Source organism: Ignavibacteriales bacterium (assembly GCA_026390595.1).
In the GTDB taxonomy this organism is placed as follows: Bacteria; Bacteroidota; Ignavibacteria; order UBA10030; family UBA10030; genus UBA9647.
This window is the reverse complement of the sequence record JAPLFQ010000033.1, coordinates 55,949-79,125: the sequence shown is the minus strand read 5'-3', so window position 1 is coordinate 79,125 and position 23,177 is coordinate 55,949. Positions and strand designations below refer to the sequence as shown.

The 23,177-nt window shown below is 53.2% G+C and carries 17 protein-coding genes and 3 tRNA genes; 4 read left to right on the top strand and 16 right to left on the bottom strand.

Annotated elements, in window-relative coordinates:
• Window positions 1-112 precede the first annotated feature (112 nt).
• The 16 genes from NTU47_17845 to NTU47_17770 all read right to left on the bottom strand — a co-directional run bounded on the left by NTU47_17845 (window position 113) and on the right by NTU47_17770 (window position 17,067).
• Window positions 113-196, bottom strand: a tRNA-Leu gene (locus tag NTU47_17845).
• 87 nt (window positions 197-283) lie between these two features.
• A tRNA-Lys gene (locus tag NTU47_17840) sits at window positions 284-355 on the bottom strand.
• Between the two features lie 157 nt (window positions 356-512).
• Window positions 513-800 carry a hypothetical protein gene (locus NTU47_17835; protein MCX6135671.1) on the bottom strand — a complete coding sequence of 96 codons (288 nt, stop codon included), beginning with the start codon at window positions 798-800 and terminating at the stop codon, window positions 513-515.
• Window positions 801-959: 159 nt separating this feature from the next.
• Window positions 960-1,670 carry an ABC transporter ATP-binding protein gene (locus NTU47_17830; GenBank protein MCX6135670.1) on the bottom strand — a complete coding sequence of 237 codons (711 nt, stop codon included), beginning with the start codon at window positions 1,668-1,670 and terminating at the stop codon, window positions 960-962.
• Complete coding sequence (locus NTU47_17825) at window positions 1,661-2,887, bottom strand: ABC transporter permease (GenBank protein MCX6135669.1); 1,227 nt, start codon at window positions 2,885-2,887, stop codon at window positions 1,661-1,663. Before NTU47_17825 ends, NTU47_17830 begins: the two co-directional genes overlap by 10 nt.
• Window positions 2,884-4,107 (bottom strand): ABC transporter permease, encoded by a 1,224-nt coding sequence (locus NTU47_17820; GenBank protein MCX6135668.1) that lies wholly within the window; start codon window positions 4,105-4,107, stop codon window positions 2,884-2,886. The genes NTU47_17825 and NTU47_17820 overlap by 4 nt, the downstream gene beginning before the upstream one ends.
• Before the next feature lie 36 nt (window positions 4,108-4,143).
• Window positions 4,144-5,181: a peptide chain release factor 2 gene (gene prfB / locus NTU47_17815; GenBank protein ID MCX6135667.1), complete on the bottom strand. Its 1,038-nt coding sequence runs from the start codon at window positions 5,179-5,181 to the stop codon at window positions 4,144-4,146.
• Between the two features lie 77 nt (window positions 5,182-5,258).
• Entirely contained in the window at window positions 5,259-7,025 is a 1,767-nt protein-coding gene (aspS, locus tag NTU47_17810; GenBank protein MCX6135666.1) for an aspartate--tRNA ligase, read from the bottom strand.
• A gap of 89 nt (window positions 7,026-7,114) precedes the next feature.
• On the bottom strand, window positions 7,115-7,438 hold the full coding sequence (trxA, locus tag NTU47_17805; protein ID MCX6135665.1) for a thioredoxin: 324 nt from the start codon (window positions 7,436-7,438) through the stop codon (window positions 7,115-7,117).
• Between the two features lie 22 nt (window positions 7,439-7,460).
• Window positions 7,461-10,925, bottom strand: coding sequence for a DNA polymerase III subunit alpha (gene dnaE, locus NTU47_17800; GenBank protein MCX6135664.1), 3,465 nt, complete (start codon window positions 10,923-10,925; stop codon window positions 7,461-7,463).
• 88 nt (window positions 10,926-11,013) lie between these two features.
• Complete coding sequence (locus NTU47_17795) at window positions 11,014-12,447, bottom strand: aldehyde dehydrogenase family protein (protein ID MCX6135663.1); 1,434 nt, start codon at window positions 12,445-12,447, stop codon at window positions 11,014-11,016.
• Window positions 12,448-12,453: 6 nt separating this feature from the next.
• Window positions 12,454-14,148 (bottom strand): proline--tRNA ligase, encoded by a 1,695-nt coding sequence (locus NTU47_17790; protein MCX6135662.1) that lies wholly within the window; start codon window positions 14,146-14,148, stop codon window positions 12,454-12,456.
• Between the two features lie 118 nt (window positions 14,149-14,266).
• Window positions 14,267-14,340 (bottom strand) — tRNA-Arg (locus NTU47_17785).
• A 218-nt stretch (window positions 14,341-14,558) separates the two neighbouring features.
• On the bottom strand, window positions 14,559-14,888 hold the full coding sequence (locus tag NTU47_17780; protein ID MCX6135661.1) for a hypothetical protein: 330 nt from the start codon (window positions 14,886-14,888) through the stop codon (window positions 14,559-14,561).
• The gene (locus tag NTU47_17775) at window positions 14,885-16,165 is read right to left on the bottom strand and encodes a tetratricopeptide repeat protein (protein MCX6135660.1); all 1,281 of its coding nucleotides are present in this window, start codon (window positions 16,163-16,165) and stop codon (window positions 14,885-14,887) included. The genes NTU47_17780 and NTU47_17775 overlap by 4 nt, the downstream gene beginning before the upstream one ends.
• Window positions 16,166-16,170: 5 nt before the next feature.
• Window positions 16,171-17,067, bottom strand: a complete 897-nt coding sequence (locus NTU47_17770; GenBank protein MCX6135659.1) for a ChbG/HpnK family deacetylase — start codon at window positions 17,065-17,067, stop codon at window positions 16,171-16,173.
• 493 nt (window positions 17,068-17,560) lie between these two features.
• On the opposite strand from NTU47_17770, the gene NTU47_17765 reads away from it, so the two are divergent.
• From NTU47_17765 to NTU47_17750, 4 genes are all read left to right on the top strand, one after another.
• A complete protein-coding gene (locus tag NTU47_17765) occupies window positions 17,561-18,673 on the top strand; it encodes an aminotransferase class V-fold PLP-dependent enzyme (GenBank protein ID MCX6135658.1) in 1,113 nt (370 codons plus the stop codon).
• Between the two features lie 129 nt (window positions 18,674-18,802).
• A complete protein-coding gene (locus NTU47_17760) occupies window positions 18,803-21,112 on the top strand; it encodes an extracellular solute-binding protein (protein MCX6135657.1) in 2,310 nt (769 codons plus the stop codon).
• 21 nt (window positions 21,113-21,133) lie between these two features.
• Window positions 21,134-22,243, top strand: coding sequence for an ATP-dependent 6-phosphofructokinase (locus NTU47_17755; protein ID MCX6135656.1), 1,110 nt, complete (start codon window positions 21,134-21,136; stop codon window positions 22,241-22,243).
• A gap of 29 nt (window positions 22,244-22,272) precedes the next feature.
• Entirely contained in the window at window positions 22,273-23,175 is a 903-nt protein-coding gene (locus tag NTU47_17750; GenBank protein MCX6135655.1) for a glycosyl hydrolase family 18 protein, read from the top strand.
• Window positions 23,176-23,177: the final 2 nt, after the last annotated feature.

Here is a 23,177-nt window from a genome sequence, read left to right as displayed (position 1 = left end):
GGCAAACCCTTAATGAGTCTGAGAACAGAAAAGGGACGAAGTAGCTCTCCGTCCCTTAACGTTGTTATTCAATGGGGTGTTGCAGCAAATCAGCATGCTGCACGCGTTGGAGTGCCCGGAACGAGACTTGAACTCGTATGCTCTTTCGAGCGCCGCCCCCTCAAGACGGTGTGTCTGCCAATTCCACCATCCGGGCAATGGCAAATGCAAAATCTATCCTCTCCACATCACGTGCTGCTCCCGGCTGACGCCACGCCAATCTCCGGTCTCTGATCTGCCAGTGTGAGCGTGGATGGTCTCGAACCATCGACCCTCTGCTTAAAAGGCAGATGCTCTACCCCTGAGCTACACGCCCGACAAAACGCCAGAGCCAGATAGTGACATACCATGGCTGCAGGTTGCTTATCGATTCAATTTAGAAAAAAACCGTGAAAAAAACAAGACTCCGTATTTCGAAATCGACGCGTGGATGTTCTTGCTCGCCACCATCCCGCTCGCCGGAGCAGCGGCGATCAACCTGGCTGCGCTTGTTCAGATTGAGCACCCGGTGCAGCCTGCTGTTCCGCTTTTCCCCGGTAGAGAATTCCGAACGGGATAATGACACAGTAGCCGAGAACCAGGAGGATCGGAGCTACCACAAGCGGCATAGTTCCATCCCAGGGAGGCTGGCTAAGCGCGAAGTAGCCGAGGATGATAACGACCAATCCCAAACCGAGAATTTGATAGTTCCTTGTTGAAAACGGAAGCGCCATGGCCGGCGCCTTCTTTTTTGCTGCAACTTTCGTGGCTGTTCTTGCCATAACCTTCTCCTTTGCTTCAAACGCAATAAAAAGCCCAGCGTGGGGGGTACGCCGGGCTTGACCGTTTCGTGACGACAGTCAGGGGAGTAACCGTCGCCTGGGTCAAAAATAAAGTTACATCATTTCTTGTGAATGTCAAGACCTTGCTCCTCTTTGCAGCTATGAGTGTGCACGAAGCCCTGTCACCAGCCGGCCGTCGACCAGTTGCAGCACCCGGTGTGCCCGCTTCGTCAAGTCTAGATTGTGCGTTGCGATGACAAACGTGAGCCCTCTTTTTTGGGCCAAATCCGCAAGCAATTGATGCAGCCTCTGACTATTCTCTTCGTCAAGGTTTCCTGATGGCTCATCTGCGAGCACGAGCCGTGGATCATTCATCAGCGCTCTGGCAACTGCCACCCGTTGTTGTTCCCCTCCCGAAAGCTCGCTTGGCTTGTGTTCCACTCGTTCTCCGAGTCCAACTTCTTGGAGAAGCATGACAGCTCTCCCTTGCGCCTCATCCATCTTCTCGCCTCTGATCAATGCAGGCATGGCAACATTTTCGAGAGCCGTAAACTCCGGTAACAGATGGTGAAACTGGAAAATGAATCCGAGTGTCTGATTCCGGAATCCAGCCAGTTCTTCCTCAGAAAGTACACTGAGGTCAAGGCTTTCCACGACAACCTTTCCCGAAGACGGACGATCAAGTCCACCGAGCAAGTGAAGCAAAGTGCTCTTTCCGGAACCTGACGGACCCACAATAACCGCCATCTCCCCTTCACGAATTTCCATGTCGAGTCCCTTGATCACGTGGAGGCGTTGATCCTTTCCCATGGGATATTCTTTATGTAACCCTTCGGCGCGCAGCAAGACTTTTCTTTCGACTATTCCCATCTGATTGCCTCCACTGGGACAAAGCTTGCTGCTCGCCTGGCCGGATAAAGCGCTGCCAGGGAGCACAGAGCGAGCGCGGTCACCGCTACGATCACCAGGTCCAGAATGTGAACTTCAACAGGGATAGCTGGGATAATGTAGACTGTGGGATCGAGGGGAAACAAATGGAAATGATCCTGGAGCCAGACAACCAATAGTCCAAGTAGGAGACCCAACATGCTCCCGAGCACTCCGACCAGGATGCCTTCGAACATGAATATCTTCACGATGCTCCTGTTGGTAGCCCCCATCGATTTGAGAATGCCGATATCCCTTGTCTTCTCGACAACCGACATTGTAAGAGATCCGAGAAGGTTGAACGATGCGACCCCAATGATAAGACAGAGAATGATATAAGCCATCCATCTCTCAATCTTCATCACAGAATACAAATCCCGGTGGAGATCATACCAAGTCAAAATTCGGAACTGGTCCCCAAACCGGGCCGTCAGCTGGTGCTTGAAGGACTCCGATTGCCCTATCGATTTCAGCCGCAGTTCCACGCCGCTGACCTTGTTGGACATCCCGAACAGCGACTGTGCCGCACCGAGGCTCACGTAGGCGTAGAAGGAATCATAGTCCTTGTTGTTGGATTCGTAAATACCGACAACGTGAAACCGCCGGATCAGCGGCTGCCCCAACTGAAGCAAAGCGACCTCAGAACCAGCGAGACTGACCACGGAAACCGTATCGCCGATCACTGAGCCCAGCCGGTCGGCAAGCGTCATCCCCAGCACAATGCCGTTGCTGCGCGGGCCGGCAAGGTCGAGAGAGCCAAGAACGAGCTTGTCCTTGAGGCCGGACACACCTCCGATTGTACTTACATCTATTCCTTTGACGTTGATAACTCTGTTGAGGTTCCTCGACACAACGACTGCTTTACCAATGGCAAAGCTGGATATGCCTTGGAGTTCACCTTGCGTCTGAGCGAACTTAACCACTGGTTCGTAGGCGGCCGCGTCTACCTGCTTCTGGTATTCGACGCGTATGTGCGGGTCGAAGTTGACAAGGATTGAGGTGACTAATCCGCTGAATCCGTTGAACACGGAAAGAACGATGACCAACGCTGCCACTCCAATAGTCACTCCAACAACGGAGATGAATGAGATAAGCGTAACGAGTCCGAGCTTTCGCTTGGACATCAGATACCTGAGCGCTATGGATCGTTCAATACTCATGAACCAAATTTGATCATTCGTATCGGATCGCGGCGGGCTGCAATCCGCGACGGAATAATTGATGAAAGAAAGCACATAAGGAGAGCCAAGACGCTGACAAGAAGGAAGTTAAGCGGGTTTAGATCAATTGGAACATGGGTCATGAAATATATCCCGGAAGGGAGCGAGATGATTCGATAATGGAGCTCCAGCCAGCAAACGAGAAAGGCGATGATGTTTCCAAGGACGACACCCAGAACGGCGATAATCATCCCCTGAGCAAGAAATATTCCGGTGAGTTTTCTTCTATTGGCCCCCAATGCCCGCAGGATCCCGATTTCCTTCCCTTTTTCCATGACCATCATGAGGAGTGTCCCGATGATGTTTACAGTGGCAACGATGATTATCAGCCCAATGATAATGGGAATCGGCTTCTTCTGCAGTTCGATCCACGTGAACAGATTGCGGTTCATTTCATATGTCGTCCGGGCATAGTAGGGATATCCCAGTCTCTCAGGGACCCGCTGCGATAAATTCTGGAGACTGTCCAGATCGTAGACCAATATATCGAATCCTGACACCATCGGCCCCACGGCAAACAGGCGTTGGGCGTTCTTGAGGTTGACATAGGTATAAGTTTCATCGTACTCTGCCATTCCGGTTTCGTACAAACCGCGGACTTCAAACTGCATTACCCTCGTTTGGGATAGCGAGACTGACGAGCCCCCCAACGACATAAGCAGCACCCTGTCTCCGACCTTGACCTCGAGTTTTTGTGCCAAACGACGGCCGAGGATGATACCCTCCACACCCCTTTCCTTCTGTTCCAGGTTGTAGAAGCCGTCAACCATCCTTGTTTTTGCCGCCGAAATGTCGTTCTTCGGGTCGACACCTTTGATGAGTATCCCATCTGTACCGTTTGCAGAACGGATCATCCCCTCCCGGGAGAGGAATGGAGCGATGTTTTTCACTTCTGGATACTCTGAAAGAACGATTTCGGTCGTCTTGTTGGGATTTGGGAGGAGTTGGTTCTGAAAGCTTATCAGCTGAAGATGGGCCGTAAAACTGATCACATTTTCCTTGATCGTGCGTTCGAAGCCTCCGAGCACAGAGAGCGTAATGATGAGAGCCGCCACTCCGAGAGTGACGCCGACCACGGCGATAACGGTAATGAACGAGATGAAACCCCTGTGTCGTCGGGATCTGAGATATCGGAGCGCTATGAAAATGGATATGGGCATCGTGTGTGAGTTCTCAACAGGTTCCCGAAGGAACGACTACTTTTTCGCCCCTTCGAGAAGATAGCTGCGAATGAATGCGTCGATCTCCCCATCCATCACTCCGTGCACATCGCTGGATTCAACCCCGGTCCTGTGGTCTTTCACAAGCGTATAAGGTTGAAACGTATACGAGCGGATCTGACTTCCCCATTCTATCTTCTTCTTGGTGCTTTCGATGGCGCTGAGTCGCGCCTCCTCCTCTTCCCGCCTGAGCTGATACAACCTCGACTTCAGCATTTTCATCGCGCGTTCCTTGTTCTGGAACTGCGACCGTTCCTGCTGGCACGCGACGACAATTCCCGACGGAAGGTGCGTGATACGAACCGCAGTCTCGACTTTGTTGACGTTCTGTCCCCCTTTGCCACCCGATCGAAACGTGTCGATCCTAAGATCGACGACATTAATTTCAATTTCTACGTCGTCCTCAATTTCGGGATACACAAACACCGAAGCAAATGACGTGTGTCTCCTCGCGTTTGCGTCGAACGGAGAAATGCGCACGAGCCGATGCACTCCGTTTTCCGCTTTGAGGTATCCGTACGCGAACTGGCCGAGGACTTCCACAGTCGCGCTTTTGATCCCGGCACCTTCTCCTTCAAGAATGTCGGCGAGGCTTACCTTGAATCCGCTTCGTTCGCACCATCGGGTGTACATCCGCAGAAGCATTTCCGCCCAATCCTGAGATTCCGTCCCGCCAGCTCCAGAGTGAATGACAAGGATAGCGTTTTTTGCATCGTCGACGCCACCGAGCATGTTCTTGAGTTCGAGGCGTTCAATTTCCGTGTCCAGCTTCTTGAGTTCGGCATTGATCTCTTCCCCCATCCCTTTCTCATTCGATTCCTCGGCGAGCTCGATGAGAGTTCCCGTATCCTGCGCAAGTGCGTTCAGCTTCTCCCAGCCGGTCACCCATTCCTTCTTCGAGTTTATCTCTTGCAGTATTTTTTGAGCGGAAACGTTATCATTCCAGAAATCCTGCTCGTGCGTTCTGGCCTGGAGTTTCCCGATGTCGACGAGCTTGCTGTCGAGGTCAAAGATACCCCCTCAGCGACGCGAGTCGCTTCTGCTGCTCGGCCAACTTGTCTTTAAGATCTTCGAACATAATCAGATTTCAATTAGACAACTCGTATGTGCAACTCATCGAGCTGCTTCTTGTCGACTGTCGAGGGGCAATCATCCATGAGGGAAGTAGCGCTCGCCGTCTTGGGAAATGCGATGACGTCCCGAATCGATTTCTGACCCGTCAGCAACATCACGATGCGATCCAGCCCGTACGCTATTCCACCATGCGGCGGGGCCCCGAATTTGAAGGCGTCGAGCATGAAGCCAAACCTCAATTGAGCCTCCTCGGCGTTGATGCCCAAGAGTGCAAACATCTTGCTCTGCAAATCAGAGTCCGCGATTCTGATGCTGCCCCCGGCGATTTCGTTTCCGTTCAATACCAGATCGTACGCGCGCGCGCGGGCCTTACCAGGATCTGTATCGAGCAGCGAAACATCTTCCGGCTTTGGTGAAGTAAATGGATGGTGGACAGCCACGAAGCGTTTCTCTTCCTCGCTGTATTCGAGCAACGGGAAATCCGTAACCCAGAGGAAATCCCATTTGTCTGGCGGAACGAGCTTGAGCCGGTTTGCCATCTCGAGCCGGAGGGATCCCAGAATGGTAAGTGTCTTCTGCCACGGTCCGGAAACCAGCAGTATGAGATCTCCTGTCTTCGCTCCAACAGCATTGGCGATTGCCTTTACTTCATCCGGCTTCACGAACTTGTCCACAGACGACTCTATCTTCTCTGCGTGGCATTTCACATAAACGAGTCCTCCGGCTCCGAGAGACTTCGCCAGATCCGTGAGGCCGTCGAGTTGATTGCGCGTATAATCGGAGAGTCCCTGTATCGCGAAGCCGGCAACGACTCCCCCCTTTTTCACCGTATCACTAAAGACCCTGAAACCGCTCTCGGCCACGGCACCTGAACAGTCCGCAATTTCGAGTCCGAACCGCGTATCAGGCTTGTCGCTCCCATATCGCTCCATCGCCTCCTTGTACGTCAGTCGCCGGAACGGGGCATGCAGGGCCACACCCTGAAGGTCCTTCCACATATCGACGATGAGTCCTTCAGTCATTGTCAGCACGTCGTCTTCGTCGACGAACGACATCTCGACGTCGATCTGAGTGAACTCCATCTGACGATCAGCGCGAAGGTCTTCGTCGCGGAAGCATTTCACAATCTGAAAATACCGGTCAAACCCCGCGACCATCAGGATCTGTTTATACGTCTGCGGTGATTGCGGCAGAGCATAGAACTTACCGCGGTGCACCCGGCTGGGGACGAGATAATCTCTGGCCCCTTCGGGAGTGCTCTTCATGAGAATGGGAGTTTCGATTTCGATGAATCCGTTCCGATCATAGTACGAGCGGGTGACCTGGTAGACACGATGGCGGGTGATGAGATTCTGCTGCATGGAAGGCCGGCGCAGATCCAGGTACCTGTATCGAAGGCGAAGGTCTTCGTTCACCTCGAGATCGTTTTCAATCGGGAAAGGAGGAGTTTCCGACTTGTTCAGGATTGTCAGTTCGAGGCCCGCGACATCGATTTCGCCCGTTGCGATTTCCGGATTTGTTGTCCCTTGGGGACGCAGCTCGACTTTGCCTGTCACAGAAATGACAAACTCCGAACGCAGGCTTTGTGCGAGTTCATGCGCCTGGCTGTTGTGCTGTGGTGCAAACACGACCTGTGTAATTCCATAGCGATCGCGCAGGTCGATAAAAATGACGCCTCCGAGGTCGCGCCGGACAGCGACCCATCCATTGAGCGTGACCGTTGTACCAATGTCAGATGTTCTCAACGCGCCGCACGTGAAGGTCCGTTTCTTGTATGTACTCACCGGGATAGCCCTTTAGCCTGTTCTTGCAATAGAAACAAAAATGCGAGAAGCCGCGTCTCCGCAGACCTCTCGCATATAGTGAATGGTCGTCAATTCAGGTGTTTCGTCACCTTGTCAGTAAGTGCCTGTTTCGGAACTGCGCCGACTATCTGCTCCACAACCTTCCCGTTTTTGAAGATAAGGAGCGTGGGAATGCTGCGGATGCCAAACTGCATCGACGTCTGCTGATTCGAATCCACATCGACCTTCCCCACCTTCAGTTTTCCTGCAAAGTCATTCGCAATCTGCTCTACAACAGGAGCAATCATCTTGCAAGGCCCGCACCACTCTGCCCAGAAATCAACCAGGACAGGGGTCTGAGAATCCAGAACCTCTTGTTTGAAATTTGCATCTGTTATTTCAATCGGCTTCATCGATAGACCTTCCTTTCGAGATTCAACCTTGCAACCGAACAGACGCCGGGCCCAACAGCTGTTTTACCAGGCGGAGGAACTGTGCGCTCGGTTCAACGCTCAAATTCTTCAATAAATATACTGAATTCTTAGATAAACCGCCACCAAGCACGCTAACGTAGCATGCGCACTTACCGCGATGGCGTTCCATAATGGTCCGGAGTTCCAGAACCATTTGCTCGCTGACGACATCGAGGTTCACTGAGAGTGCGATACTCTTGGTAAATCGGTCACGAACGTTTTCCATCGGTATCACCTCATTCACGAGGATTTTCAGGAGATCCCCCGTTGTTTCTCCTTTCCCGATGACCATGACCATGGAATCCGGGTTGAGGATTTTGGCGTACTTCTGAAATGGGTCTGAGAACACAATGCAGTCCGCCTTGCCGGTAAAATCCTCGAGCGTCACGAAGGCCATCGTGTTCCCCTTCTTGTCGATCTTTCTTTTCACCCCAGCCACAATTCCACACGCCCGTACGGTCGAATTCGGTTTGAAACCTGCACTGTTTCCCAGGCGGGTATTCGCGAAGGCCTCAATCTCATCGCGATACTTGTCCAGCGGATGACCGGACAAATAGAACCCGAGAACAGCCTTTTCGCGGGCAAGAATCTCAGGCTCCTTCCATGCCTCAGTATTCGGCAGCGATGGTCGCATATCGACTTTCGCAATGCTCGTCTCGAAGAGGTTCGACTGTCCCTTTCCTGAATGCTCCTGGGCGTTCTGGCCGTGCCCGACTGCTTTCTCCACACTTTCAAACAACTGCGCACGATTCACGTGCAGTGAATCAAACGCACCGGCCTGAATCAGGCTTTCCATCGTCTTCTTGTTCACGAGACGCAAATCGACCCTTGCGCAGAAATCGAAAATATCCACGAACTGGCCTTTGTCAGTCCGGGTTCGCACAATCGCCTCCACCGCACTCACTCCAACATTCTTGATGGCACTCAAGCCGAACCTGATTGCCTGCTGCTTCACAACGAACGTAACATCTCCTTCATTCACGTCGGGCGGCAGCACGGGAATGCCAAGCTTCCTGCAATCGTCAGTCAGGACAACGATCTTGTCCGTGTCCGACACTTCGCTTGTCATCGTCGCAGCCATGTATTCAGGCGCATAATGCGCTTTCAGGTAGGCAGTCTGATAGGCAAGGACTGAATACGCGACGCTATGCGACTTGTTGAAACCGTACGAAGCGAACTTCTCGATCAAATCGAAGATGTCCCCGGCAGTTCTCCGGTCGATAGACTTCAGCACTGCCCCCTCAACGAACTCCTTTTTCTGCCTGGCCATGAGCTCTTTGTCTTTCTTCCCCATGGCACGGCGCAGCAAATCCGCCTGGGCAAGACTCAGTCCGCCTATCTCGCTCGCGATCTTGATGACCTGCTCCTGATAGACAATGATCCCGTACGTTTCCTTCAGGATGGGCTCTAAACTCGGATGGATGTACTCGATCTTCTTCCTGCCATGCTTGCGGTCGATGAAGTCCGGTATGTTCTCCATCGGACCCGGCCGATATAGCGCGTTCATTGCCACGAGATCATGAATCGATGTGGGCTTGAGCTTGCGCAGGTAGTCCGTCATTCCGGAACTTTCAAACTGAAAAACAGCAACCGTCTGTCCGTTACAGAACAACGCAAGCGTCGCCGGATCATCAACCGGGAGACGGTCGAGGTCGATGTCGACGCCGTGGTTTGTTTTGATCAGTCGAAGAGCATTGTCGATCACTGTAAGCGTCCGCAGACCCAGGAAGTCCATCTTAAGGAGGCCGGCCTCCTCCAGATCCTTCATGTTGTACTGGGTCATCAGGTCAGTTTGCGGCGTCTTGTACATCGGAACGTAATCGCTGATATCTCCTGGCGCAATGACTATACCAGCGGCGTGCGTCGAGACATTCCTGTTCATGCCCTCAAGCACGAGGCCTGCGTCGATCATAAGACGGATCTTGTCGTCCCCGGTCTCCTTGATCGTCTTGAGTTCGGGGACGGACTCGAGGGCTTCTGCGAGCGGCGTCACCTTTCCAAGGACCACCGGGATGTGTTTCGTCAACGGATCGATGGTACTGAGCGGGACGCCCAGTACTCGGCCGACATCTTTAAGGACGGCACGCGTGGAGAGAGTACCAAAGGTGACAATCTGGGCGACCGAATGTTCCCCGTACTTATTTTTGACGTAGTTGATTACCTGATCTCGCTTGTCGTCAGCAAAATCGACATCGATGTCAGGCATGCTCACGCGATCGGGGTTGAGGAAGCGCTCAAAGAGGAGGTCAAAATGCAGCGGATCGACGTCTGTGATTCCGAGTGCATAGGAAACAATGCTGCCAGCGGCGCTGCCTCGCCCCGGGCCGACACGAATTCCCATGCTGCGAGCCGCGTTGATGAAGTCCTGCACGATCAGGAAGTAGCCGGCATATCCCATGCGCTTGATGACAGCGAGTTCGTGTTCCAGCCGGGAGTCTATTTGGGGCGTCCTGGTAGGGTAGCGCCTGGATATCCCCTCCCGTGACAACTTGTCGAGATAATCCTCGAGAGAAGTGATCCCTTCTTCTTTCGGAATGGGAAACTGCGGCATGTGGTTCTTCTTCAAATCGAGCGTCAGATTGCATTTCTCTGCTATCTCGAGTGTCGAAGTGATCGCCTGGGGAAAGTCTTTGAATGCACGGGTCATCTCTGCCGTGGACTTGAAGTAGAGCTGATCAGTACCATAGCGCAGTGTCTTGTATTCCGGGGAATATGTGCTTGTCGCATCCGGTATGCAGAGCATGATGTTGTGCGCCATCGCGTGCCCTGCCTGGATGTAGTGACAGTCATTTGTCCCGACAAGCTTGAGGCCCAGCTCCCGCGCTATGCGGGGCGCGTTTTCCAGAATCGGTTTTTCCACCTCGAGCCCGTGGTTCTGGATTTCGACATAGAAATCATCGCCAAAAATGTCTTTGTATACACCAGCGACTGTTCTTGCCTCGTCATAATTCCCATTTACCAATTGCGAGCCAACCACACCGCCCGGACATGCGGAAGTGGCGATGATCCCCTCCTTGTACTGACTGAGGAGTTCTACATCGATCCTGGGTTTGTAGTAGTATCCCTCCGTATGACCCAGGGTCACGAGCTTGAGGAGGTTTCTGTACCCGCGTTCGTCTTTTGCGAGAAGGAGGATGTGGTGATAGATTCCGCGTCCCTGCCCCTGGCTTGACTTCTCAGATTGAAGCGATTTGTCAAACCGGCTCCCACGCGTCACGATGTACGCCTCGCAGCCAACGATAGGCTTGATGCCTGCCTTTTTCGCCTTCTTGTAAAACTCCAACGCCCCGAACATGACTCCATGATCCGTCAAGGCAACTGCAGACATCTTGTTCTGCACAGCTGCTCCGATCAGAGTCTCAACGGTTGATGCGCCGTCCAGGAGGCTGTAGTGGGAATGATTGTGAATGTGAACGAATTCAGGCATACTCAACAGGATGATACTACATGAGTGGAAGCTGGTGGACCAAGCAGAGAGTACGAAGTACTAAGCCGGGAGTCAACAGCGGTTGTGATCAGACTCCAAGAGCGAGCATCTTGGGCTCTGTCATCTCTTCAATGGCGTAGCGAACTCCCTCACGCCCGAATCCAGAGTCTTTGACCCCTCCGTACGGCATGTTGTCAACTCTGAATGTCGGGTTCTCGTTGATGATGACAGCTCCCACGTCGAGGTGATTGTACGCATAGAGAATATTCCGATAGTCGTTTGAAAACAACCCTGCCTGCAGACCATATCGCGAATCGTTCACCCCGGCAACGGCTTGCTCGATTGTATGGAATTTGTGCAGTGTCACCACGGGTCCAAACACCTCGGTACAGAAGACTTTAGCTTCCGGCGAAACATCTATGAGCACCGTCGGTTCAATGACCCTGCCCACGTGTCCTCCGCCGAGGAGGACCTTCGCGCCCAATTCTTTCGCTTCCTCGACCCAGGAGATGATTCTGTCGACGGACTCGGAGTTGATGACCGGACCTGCGACCGTTTCCGGATCAAGCGGATTGCCGACACGGAGTTGTCGTGCAGCATCGAGAAAACGTCTGAGGTATTCATCGAAAATGTCGTGATGCACATAGATTCGCTGAACCTTGATACAGACTTGACCCGAGTAGATGAAAGAGCCGAGCAGGTTTTTCTTCACAGCCACTTCAATGTCCGCAGAGCGGTCCACGATAACGCCGGCGTTCCCTCCCAATTCCAGAACAACCTTCTTCTTCCCTGCTTTGGACTTTAAGGTCCATCCAACCGCAGGGCTCCCTGTGAAGCTGAACAATTTGATTCGCTCATCCTGGACGAGCCGCTCGGCGAGCGAATTGGTGCACGGGATGACACTGAATGCCTCGCGAGGATACCCTGAAGATTCAATGATCTTTGCCAAGCGAAGACTCGTCAAGGAGGCCTGCGTTGCCGGTTTCAGCAGGAACGCGTTGCCGCTCGCAATAGCCGGTGCGACCTTATGTGCAACGAGATTGAGGGGAAAATTGAAAGGCGAGATTCCAAGAACAACCCCAAGCGGAAAGCGCCGAATGACGCCAAATCGGCCCTGCCCAGCCGAAGCAATATCGAGGGGAATCACATCTCCGCCAAGTCTTCTCGACTCCTCCGCGGCATATTGAAAGGTGGTGATGGATCTTTCGATTTCGACCCTGGCCGCTGATATCGGCTTTCCAACTTCTGCTACGAGGCCGAGTGCAAATTCTTCCTTCTGCTCCCTGATCCCTGCAGCAATCGCGGACAGGATATCATACCGCTCGTGGCTGTGGAGAACCCTGGTTTTTTCGAACCCCTCCTGTGCGCGCTCTACCGCTGTGTCAATGTCAACCTCGTTTGCGAGGGATACCTTCCCCACGAGAGAATTGTCGAACGGATTGAGAATCTCGACGAATCTGTCTTCGGTCGATGTTCCCTTCCACTCGCCTCCAATGTAGCACGGTGAGGCTGGCGTAGGCATAGCACTCTACATGGACAACAACTTTTTGACAGTCGGGATAAGGTCGGCGATCGGAACCATTGATCGTTCTTTTGTGCGGCGCACCTTCACTTCATACTGACCGTTCTTGAGCCCTTTGTCGCCGACAATGACCTGGATTGGCATGCCAAGCAGATCGGCGTCCTTGAATTTGAATCCGGGCGAGACGTTCGTACGATCGTCGAAGAGAGCGTCAAGCCCCGCCTCATTCAACGATTTGTATGCCTGATTGGAATGCAGGACGACATCTTCGTTATTCATGTTGATGGCAATGACGTGTACCAGATACGGAGCAAGCGATGGATCCCAGATAATGCCGTCGGCATCATGGTTCTGTTCGATGGCGCACGCGATGATTCGTTCGATTCCGATGCCATAGCTGCCCATGATCACAGGCTTGGCCTGTCCCCCCTCGTCCAGAAACGTGACGTTGAGCGCATCGGCGTACTTCGTGCCTAGCTTGAAGATATGTCCCAGCTCGATCGCGTTGGAGATTTTCAGCGGCGATCCGCACGCCGAGCACGTTTCGCCTGGTTCAACAGTTCTCAGATCGAAGTAGCCCTCGACTGCGACATCACGAGCGATGTCGATGTTGCCTAAATGGTAGTCGTTTCGGTTCGCGCCACTGATCAGGTTGTTGGCGCCCTCAAGTCTCTTGTCCGCAATGATGCGAAATCCTTTCAAACCGATAGGGCCAATCGAACCCGCGTCTGCTCCTGTGAGAGCCTTGAGCTCTTCTGCCTCCATTGCGCGGAACTCGCCGCCTCCCAGCGCAGAGGTGAGTTTCGATTCGTTCAGCTGGTCATTACCAACCATGAGGATGAGGAGGGGATTTCCATTGTGACGATAGACCAGGGATTTCGCGAGTCGCGCTCTGTCAACCTTCAAGAATGCGGCCAGCTCATCAATGGTATGGACATTTGGCGTATGAATGTCTGCACTCGGCTTGCTGTCACCGTCTCGTCCGGCTGCCGGGATTCTCGAGCCTGCAACTTCCAGGTTGGCGGCATAGCCGCACTTCTCGCAAAGGACAACTGTATCCTCACCAGAATCAGACTCGACCATGAATTCTTGCGATCCCGTCCCCCCCATCGCGCCGCTGGAGGCACCGACCACGAAGAATTTCAATCCACAGCGGGCAAAAATACTTCGATACGCCTGTGCATGAGCCTCATATCCCTTGTCGAGCCCCTCCCAGGTCGTGTCAAGCGTATAGGAATCCTTCATGATGAACTGCCTGCCTCTCAAGACTCCTGATCGCGGCCGCGGTTCGTTCCTGAACTTCGTTTGTATCTGGTACCATATCTGTGGCAAGTCCTTGTATGACTGGATGTGCATGGAGGCGATCCAGGCAATAACTTCTTCGTGCGTTGGGGCAAGAACGAGATCCCGCTCCTTGATGCTCAGAATGAAGTTCGGAATGTTCCGGCGACCCGTCTGAATCCAAAGCGATTCGGGATTAAGGGCAGGCAGATAGAACTCCTGACCCCCGATTGCATTCATTTCTTCGCGTACGATTTGCATCGCCTTGAGCATCGATCGGTACCCGAGCGGCAGAAATGAATAAATTCCTGCGGTGAGCTGGCGCATGAGCCCCGCCCGGAGCATGAGTTGGTGACTTGGAATGGTCGCGTCAGCAGGAGTTTCCTTCTGAGTGGGGATGAAGGCCTTGGAGAATCGCATGGCAAAGCTAAGTGGTTATTTGGTGAATGGTTAGCTCAAGATCGATGAGCAGGGATGCAAACTTCGGACTGATCAAACGACAATCGGAAATCGAAATTCGACAATCGACAATGTTTCGTGCCCCCGAGACGACTCGAACGTCCGACAACCGGTTTAGGAAACCGATGCTCTATCCAGCTGAGCTACGGGGGCATATTCAATGGCAAAGTTACGGAAATTTCAGGGGGCGTGCAAGACTGTTGTGCATTCCACCGGGAACAAGTTGGCCAGCCAGCGAAACACTGACCAGGAGATTTCCGGCGGCCTTTCAATTTCTGCATCGGATTGAAAAGCAGAAGTTGCCTGAGACGTTGTGCGCTCGGATCGACATTCATTCGAGGCAAGAAACCCACGCCCTCAAACGGATTGTTCTAGGAAGCGAAAGGCAAGAGCGACAATTCCGTGAGTACGCCCGAAAGTACCTCAACGGCTAGCGGGATGAGCACCACGTCTGGAAAAAGTTCCGCTTCGGTGTATCGCGTCATAAGAAACATTGCCAGACCAATCGCCAGCAGACGCGAAAACGCGTATGGCAGTGGGATAGGGACGATGGTGAGGAGTACACCAGAACCTGCAATCACGATGCAACTCATCAACGATATCTGAATAGAACGAACCTTGCAGGCCAGGAAATAGAGACCACTCCGAATGAAAAGCGGAAGAAATGCAACGAGAACGATTCGAAGAGGGTCGTACTTCACTCTTTCTTCCTGGCATTGTCCCAGGCACGGAGGAACATCATTGCATCAATGTCACCCAACGCTGAGGCGCGTGTGTAGCATCGGATACCTTCCGCCTCTTTCCCAAGAGAAAGGAAGAGCGAACCAAGGTTTCGCAAGGGAAGCGTGAACGAGGAATCACAAGCAATTGCTCTTTCATACAATCGTTGTGCTTCGCTGACCTCACCTTTTTCCTGATAGGCTTCACCCATTCCGTTCAAGGACTCGGCATGCTGCGAATCGAGGTCAAGTGCCTGCCTGAAGTAGACGATTGCCCGATCGTACTCGGATTGAGCGTTGCAGAGGCGTCCGCTGCGGAAATACCCCGCAGGATCATCGGGAGCATACCGTACGACGTTCTCCAATGCAGCTGTGGCTTGCGAATAGTCGTGACGCTTCTCATAGATGTCCGCCAGGGCGTAGTACAATTCTGTATCCGTCCGATCAACGCGAAGCGCCGAGCGGTAGATGTCGATCGCATCCGCCTCTTTACCGATTCGCCGATACAATTCGGCCAGCCGCTTGTATGTGCTTGCGTTTGACGCCGACAAGTCGATCGCGCGGAGATAGGATATCTGTGCGGCAGCGGCGTTCCCCATCGCTTCGTACGTCCTCCCCTTGTTGATCCATGGGGTATCCCAATCGGAAACGAGGTTGATGGCTGAACCAAACTGTTCCAAGGCCCGGACATAGAGTCCTCTGGCGAGTTCAATCTCACCGAGCCCGTTATAGGATTCCGCTTGCTCATCCAGATACAGCGTCCGATACCCGGACCCGCGGTTGCGCGCTGACATCCCCCACGCAAGTGTGATACAATACTTGAATGTGGTCTCCGCGCTATCCGTCCTTCCGGTTTCGAACAATCCATGTGCAAGCGTATTGTACGCCTCCACGAATTCCGGATCCATTCCGATAGCCTTCCGACACAACGCGATCGCGATGTCAGGGTTTCCCAGATCCAGATGAACGGCTGCGAGCCTTTCATATGCGCTCTCGCGTTTTGGTTCAAGTTCTATCACTTTCTCGAACGCTAGCATCGCCTCTTCGAGGTCTCCTCGTTGATAGTATGACAGCGCCAATCCGAAAAAGGATTCTGCCCTTTTGTCCTTTTGCCTGATCGCCTCGATGTACATATCAATGGCGCGAGAGTAATCACCGGCCACATACAATCGTTCAGCGAGCTCGAAATAGCCGAGGTAGCGCGAGATCGCGCAGGAATTCAGCGTAAGGGCGACCAGGATGACTGCGAAAGTCTTCAACGAGATCAGTCCTTCTGTACCGGGCGTTTCATACCGGTCAATCCTGTTGCTTTGATGACGTCCCGGTAGGTTGTCAGCTGAACGTGCTGTGACTCGACCAATTGTCGGAACGATGCTGAGGTTACGGATTTGAGTTCTGCCTCCCGATGTTTGCTCATTTCCCGAAGCCCGAATGAATTCAAATCCTCGAGGGCATCCATCTCCGGGGTCTGGAGACCGATATGAAAAACCATCAGATTGATGGATGTGTGAGGCAGTGAACGTGTCCGGGCAAGGAGTGTATCGACCTTGCTCGCAATCGGAGCGCTGTACACTCCGTCTACATCCGTTTCACCGAAGTACCTGGAAACGCCAAGACCGTAGTGCTTCGCGAGAGATTCCACCAGGGCCCGTAATTCGGGTCGATCAACCGCCGTTCCCATGTGGTAGTCGACGTAGTCTATTTGTATCCCGCAATGCATCGCACGTTCGATCTGTGCCCTCAATTCGGTTTCAATTTCCCCCAATTGTGGATGGTGAGCAAAAAATGCTGCACGCGAGGGGAAAAAGAAACCAAGGCTGTCAACAAGGCTTGGTACAGCGCTCTTCCCTGATACAGGTCCCCAACGGTAGTTCTTCCACTCCGCATTGAGTGTGAGGTGAATGCCGACAGATGCATGCGGATACCGTCTAAGCAAGTCAATCGCCTCCTGATACCACGGACAGGCGAACATAACTGAAAAGGAGACTGGCATGCCGGTCTCCAGCACCTGCTTTGCTGCCAGATTGACCGTGTGACACATGCCGAGATCGTCACAGCGAATCAAGACAACGGGTGAGGAGGAATCGGAAATGGAAACAGTCGCAGAGTAACAATAGCAGCTCAGGAGAACAACGAGCAGCAGAATTGGTTTCACTTTCATGCGTTTGACCTTTGTAGTCATGTGGGCAACGGCCACGGTGGGTTACAGAAAGCAAATCTATGCAAATTGTCTCCAGATTCAAGTCGAAGCAATCACCTATTCCCTGCCCGCAGGAGTGAGTGAAGATGTTGCCTATCCAACTGCATTGCAGCAGCGTGCAAATTGGATCGATTGCCGGCCTGAGATTGGACGAATACCAGTCTGTTGACGTAGTGAATTTTCGCACGACGCCATCTTTCTATCCACCACCCACGGGTGGGTGAACAGCCGGAAGGGAAAGCGCGTCGAACCTATGGTAGCCATCCTGACTCCCAAAAACAACCCGGCATTTAACCCCGAAATCCTTGATTTTCCGTGTCTCTTTGAGTACACTTGCCCAGAACGAATCGTCTCCTAACATCACCGGCCACTCGTGACTTCTCCCCAAGCTCGTCTCATTCCATTCGAACCGCTTCAGCAATTCCGACAGTTATTTCCGCACACTGAGCAGGGAGTGATCTATCTGAATCACGCTGCCGTCAGTCCGCTCTCGACACGGGTATTGCGTGCTCAAGTTGGACATTTGCAGGATCGTTCTTCCGGCAAGATCGAGACCTACTGGGAGGACGTCAAGCAGATCGAGGAAACGAAGAAGTGTGTTCAACGAATGATCAACGCAGAATCGATCGACCGTATCGCCTTCGCCGGCAACACGTCTGATGCGCTCAATGTTATCGCGTCGGGCCTCGATTGGAAACCGGGAGACCGGATCCTTCTCAATGACCTCGAATTTCCGTCCAATGTCTATCCGTACTATCACCTGAAGAGCCAGGGAGTCGAAATTGATATCATCCATTGCCCTGACGGAACCATCAGGCCGGAGGCGGTGTACGCAGCACTGCGACCTCGCACGCGTATTTTGGCCATCAGCGCCGTTCAATTTCTATCCGGATACCGTGCGGATCTGGCCGTACTCGGCGAGGTGTGCCATGCCCGGGGTATTCTGCTCGTCGTAGATGCCATGCAGGCCGTTGGAGGGGTTACCGTGGATGTCCAGGCGATGAAAATCGACGGTATGGCAGCCGGGGCCGCAAAGTGGCAAATGGGACCGCAGGGAATCGGCTTTCTCTATGTCACCGAAGAACTCCAGGCAAGGATACACCAAAAATATCTTGGTTGGCTTTCAGTCGAAAACCCATGGGACTTTTTTAATTTCGAGCAGGCCCTCACACCGACGGCGAACCGCTACGAGGGAGGCACCGTCAACATCCCCGGCATGTGGGGAATGCACGCGGCTCTGAGCACGCTTCTCGAAGTCGGACCTCAGGTCATCGAGTCCCATGTGCTGGCTTTGACCGGAGCTCTTCTCGAAGAATTCCACCGTATGGATGGAGTGTCTCTCTATTCCCCTGTAGCGCTTCATGAGCGTTCAGGCATCATGACGATCGCGCCGCCGTCGGGAGTCGACCCCACCGCAGCCTTCGAAGAACTGACACGAAGAAAAATCTACATTTCCCTGCGCGGAGGGAAGCTCCGATTCGCTCCCCACTTCTATAATTCACTGGACGAAATCCGTACGGCGGCAGATGCGACGAGGGAAGTATTCAAGGCTCTCTCTGCCCGATGAGGTGATTGAGGGAACACGGTCATCTTTTGAGCGAAAGACTTAGTGCGCGGGCTGCAGTGCCCGGGTCGCGGACTGCGTTGTAACAGCAATTGTCTGCTTCACACTCACCATCAGCCAAAGAAAATATCTGTGTTCTCCCGCGGGACAAAACAGCGACTGGCTGAAACATTACTCACCTTCTTCTGCTTCTTCATTCTCGCCGTCGCGTGCTTCCACCCTCTCAATGCCCAGACTCGGATTACGCTGAGACTCACAGATTGGGCTGATCTGGACGAGGTTCCGCTTGATCAGCTGGCTCTCGCAGAATTCAAGCGGCTCTATCCCGCCATCGACGTTCTCTACGAACCCAACCCGGGGCGACAGTACGAAGAAAAGATTTTGACTGCGCTCGCTGCAGATGATCCCTCTGACGTGTTTCTGCTGGATTCCAAGCTTATTCCAACCTTCACGAACAAAAAGATCCTTCTCGATCTGAACCCGTTTGTGCAACAGCTTCGAATCGACACAGCCCGATGGTATCCCAATGTTCTCGCCATCGCGCGAAAAGGAGAAGCCCTCTTCGCATTTCCGAAGGGCTTCACTCCACTGATGGTCTATTTCAACAAAGACATCTTTGACGGTGCCAATCTCCCCTATCCTGCGAGTTCGTGGACGTGGAATGAGTATCTCGCCCTCGCCAGGAAGACGACCGTTGATTTCGATGGTGATGGGACACCAGATCAGTATGGAACTTCCTTCACAAACTATTTCTATTTCTGGATTCCGTGGGTTTGGAGGACCGGGGGCGACGTCATCGACCCGTCTGGAACGACCGCCTCGGGCTATCTGAACTCCCCTGCGACCGAATCGGCCCTTTCCTATCTGATTGATCTGCGTACTGTTCACAAGGTAGCTCCGAACACCGGGAGCTGGATACAATCAGAAAAAACTGGAATGAACGTTCAGCTCTTCATGAACGGGAAGATCGCAATGATGGTTGACGGACACTGGCGGCTGCCACGGATACTCCGGCAGATTGAGCACGGGACTCTCCGCGTGGGAGTGGTTCCGATGCCGAACTATCCCGGAGGACACTCAGTGAACGTCATGTACGAATCGGGCTGGTGCGTTCCTGTCAGTTCGAAACACCCCCGCGAAGCGGCTATTCTCGCAGCGTTCATGGCCGGCGAGAAAGCAAACCGCATTCGGGCCTCAAAACAACTTGAGATCCCTTCCGTACGCAATGTGGCAGAGGAGGTTGTCGCGGCTGACTTGCTTGGACTCGAACGCCCCTTTGCGAACGAGATACCATTGTGCCGTCAGCCGTGGGGCTCTATTATCGAACGCTTCAGCGAGGTTGAATGGACATTGCAGGATGCTGTCGATGAAGTTATGGTGAACGGCAAGCCGATTCATGAAACAATGACCCGCTACGCAGCAACAATCGATGCCCAACTCGCGAACATACGAAAGCACCAGGCGTTTGAATTCAAGCCTATTCGAGAGCACTCCGACATACTTCGGTTCCTTATCGTTGTGACATTCATAGTTTTCAGTGCATGCGGAGCGATGTATCTGAAATCCCGCGGTCACACGCGCGCCTCGACACGCACAGCGCTTGGCTTCCTTGCCCCTTCCCTGCTCCACCTGACCGTTTTTATCTTCACGCCGATTGCATTTGCCGCATACCTTAGCCTGCACCGGTGGGATGTCGTAGTGCCGGACAAACCATTCGTCGGCCTGGAGAACTTCAGGGAACTCGCGTCGGACACGACATTCTGGAATGCGCTGAAGAACACGGCACTATATACATTGAATGTACCCATCGCAATGGCCATTTCTCTCGTCGTGGCGCTGATGATGAACAAGCGGCTCAAAGGAGTCGCGTTTCTCCGGGCGCTCTATTTCCTTCCAAGCGTCACTTCATTCGTCGCAATTGCCCTCGTCTGGATGTGGATCTATCATCCCACGTTCGGCGTGGCCAACTTCGTACTCGGATTTTTGGGACTCGGTCCTGTGCAGTGGCTGAATTCGTCCAGCACGGCCATGGTTTCGGTGATCATATTTTCCGTGTGGCTCAGCCTTGGATACCAGATGGTCGTTTTCCTTGCCGGACTTCAGGGCATACCGGAAGAATTCCATGACGCAGCCCGGATCGACGGCGCAAACAGCTGGCAGCGTTTCTGGCGGATAACGCTTCCACTGCTCAAGCCCACGACGTTCTTTATCCTTGTCACCTCAATCATCGCATCGTTTCAGGTCTTTACTTCGATTTATGTCATGACTGGCGGCGGCCCGGTGGGAAGCACAGACGTCATCGTGTACCACATCTATCAATCGGCTTGGGAAGAGCTGAGGATGGGTTATGCCTCTGCAATGTCCTGGGTGCTCTTTCTCATCATCATGATAGCGACATGGATTCAATTCAAGATTTTGGGACGTGAAGCTGAATACAGTTGATTACTTTCAAAGGAGATACGTATGGCACTCAAGCCTATCAAACGCATTGCAATCAATACCGGAGGCGGAGACGCTCCCGGGCTCAATGCAGTCATTCGTGCAGCGGTGATCACTGCTATCGACCGTGGCTGGGAATGCATCGGCATCAGAGACGGCTACAACGGACTTCTACTCCCTGAACAATATCCCGATGGAGGGCTCATCCCACTGACAAGAGACCGGGTCCGGGGCATCACGCACCTTGGCGGCACAATCCTTGGAACGACAAACAAAGGAAATCCGATGAAGTATCCCGTCAAAGGCAGGGATGGGAAAATGTATGAGAAAGATCGGACGGGCGAGCTGGTGAAAATATTCAAGAAAGAAAAAATTGACGCCCTCATCTCTATCGGCGGAGACGGATCTCTCACGATTTCCAACGCGCTCGCACAGAAAGGGCTGCGAGTTGTCGGAGTACCGAAAACAATCGACAATGATCTCGAAAAGACTGTCATCACATTCGGGTTCGACACCGCAGTTGGATTTGCAACGATGTGCCTTGACCGTCTGCACTCGACGGCTGAGGCACATCAACGAGTCATGGTTGTCGAAGTAATGGGACGCTACGCCGGATGGATCGCTCTGAACAGCGGCGTTTCGGGCACTGCGGATGCAATCTTGATACCGGAAATCCCTTACGACCTCAAGAAGGTCGCTGACAAGATTCAAGACCGATATTCACGCGGACGCAACTTCGCTATTGTTGTTGTTGCCGAGGGCGCAAAGCCAAAGGGTGGAACCGTTTCAGTTGTTTCCAAAGAGCTTGGCCGGGCGGAACGCCTTGGAGGAGCCGGTGAGCGGGTTTCCGCTGAACTTCAGGAACTCACGGGACGCGAATCGCGGTGCGTGGTGCTCGGACACCTCCTGCGAGGGGGGTCCCCTACTACATTTGACCGCCTTATTTCGCTCAGATTTGGGGCTGCTGCCGTGCGCGCTCTCGAGGAGGGAAGGTCCGGGGTCATGGTTGCGCTCGATCCGCCGACAGTTCGCTATGTTCCGCTCGAGCAGGCGACGAGGCGCATGAAGAAAGTCCCGCTTGACTGCGACACGATGCTTACAGCAAGAGACCTCGGCATCTGCTTCGGCGACTAAAAAGATCCGCACAACCGGAGGAAACCGTCATGCGATATAGGAGTCGTATCATTGCGGTGTTGGATGAGCACGGAAACATGTGGGGCTCCGTTGATCGGAGGATCCTCGAGCTCTCCTCAAAAAACAATGTCAAGGTGATGCCCCTGGTGGTGAACCCTGGCTTCGATCAGCCTTCGTTTCATGCGCTTCTCCATGATTCCGCTGCCCGGGCTCGGGGTGTCTCCAACATGGTTCGCGTATGCCGAGAGAACAAATACTACGGCCTTCAGTTCGATTTTGAGAACATCCATATTTCGGACAAGGACGCGTTTACAGACTTCTACCGTCAGGCGGCAGCAGCCCTCCACTCGAACGGCTACGCAATCAGTGTCGCCGTCGTTCCGAGGTCATCTGAGGACATCGGTCCGACTGAATTCCACAAGTGGATCTATGAGTACTGGCGAGGCGTATTCGACTACAAGGCCCTGGCGGAGATTGGCGACTTCATTTCGCTTATGACCTATGAACAGCACACGCATCGGACGACCCCGGGGCCGGTGGCGGGTGTACCATGGATGGAAGCAATCATTCAATTCGTGATGAAAGGGGTACCGCCCGGGAAGATCTCTCTCGGAATCCCCTTCTACTCCAGAGTCTGGCAGCCCGAATATCAGAACAATGCAGCCCACGCCTGGGGAAAAAGCCTCGACTATGCCGAAGCAATGGCACTCGCTGAGCGTAACAATGCAACGTGGAAGTGGGATGATCGCGAGAAGGTATCGTATGCGGTCTACCCGAATGAGTTCCTCAACGAATACATTTACCTGGAAGACGCACGGTCGATGGCCGCCAAACTCGCCCTGGTGAAGAAATACCATTTCAGAGGCATCTCCGTTTGGCGTTTGGGCCATGAAGATCCACACGTGTGGGAACAAATCAATCCAGTGAAATAGTC

What these genes read in the sequence shown, in the direction of transcription:
- dnaE (MCX6135664.1), bottom strand. Translation starts at nt 10,925, where the DNA reads ATGCCTGAATTCGTTCACATTCACAATCATTCCCACTACAGCCTCCTG.
- NTU47_17770 (MCX6135659.1), bottom strand. Translation starts at nt 17,067, where the DNA reads ATGAAAGTGAAACCAATTCTGCTGCTCGTTGTTCTCCTGAGCTGCTAT.
- NTU47_17795 (MCX6135663.1), bottom strand. Translation starts at nt 12,447, where the DNA reads ATGCCTACGCCAGCCTCACCGTGCTACATTGGAGGCGAGTGGAAGGGA.
- NTU47_17830 (MCX6135670.1), bottom strand. Translation starts at nt 1,670, where the DNA reads ATGGGAATAGTCGAAAGAAAAGTCTTGCTGCGCGCCGAAGGGTTACAT.
- trxA (MCX6135665.1), bottom strand. Translation starts at nt 7,438, where the DNA reads ATGAAGCCGATTGAAATAACAGATGCAAATTTCAAACAAGAGGTTCTG.
- NTU47_17825 (MCX6135669.1), bottom strand. Translation starts at nt 2,887, where the DNA reads ATGAGTATTGAACGATCCATAGCGCTCAGGTATCTGATGTCCAAGCGA.
- NTU47_17820 (MCX6135668.1), bottom strand. Translation starts at nt 4,107, where the DNA reads ATGCCCATATCCATTTTCATAGCGCTCCGATATCTCAGATCCCGACGA.
- NTU47_17755 (MCX6135656.1), top strand. Translation starts at nt 21,134, where the DNA reads ATGGCACTCAAGCCTATCAAACGCATTGCAATCAATACCGGAGGCGGA.
- NTU47_17835 (MCX6135671.1), bottom strand. Translation starts at nt 800, where the DNA reads ATGGCAAGAACAGCCACGAAAGTTGCAGCAAAAAAGAAGGCGCCGGCC.
- NTU47_17790 (MCX6135662.1), bottom strand. Translation starts at nt 14,148, where the DNA reads ATGCGATTCTCCAAGGCCTTCATCCCCACTCAGAAGGAAACTCCTGCT.
- NTU47_17750 (MCX6135655.1), top strand. Translation starts at nt 22,273, where the DNA reads ATGCGATATAGGAGTCGTATCATTGCGGTGTTGGATGAGCACGGAAAC.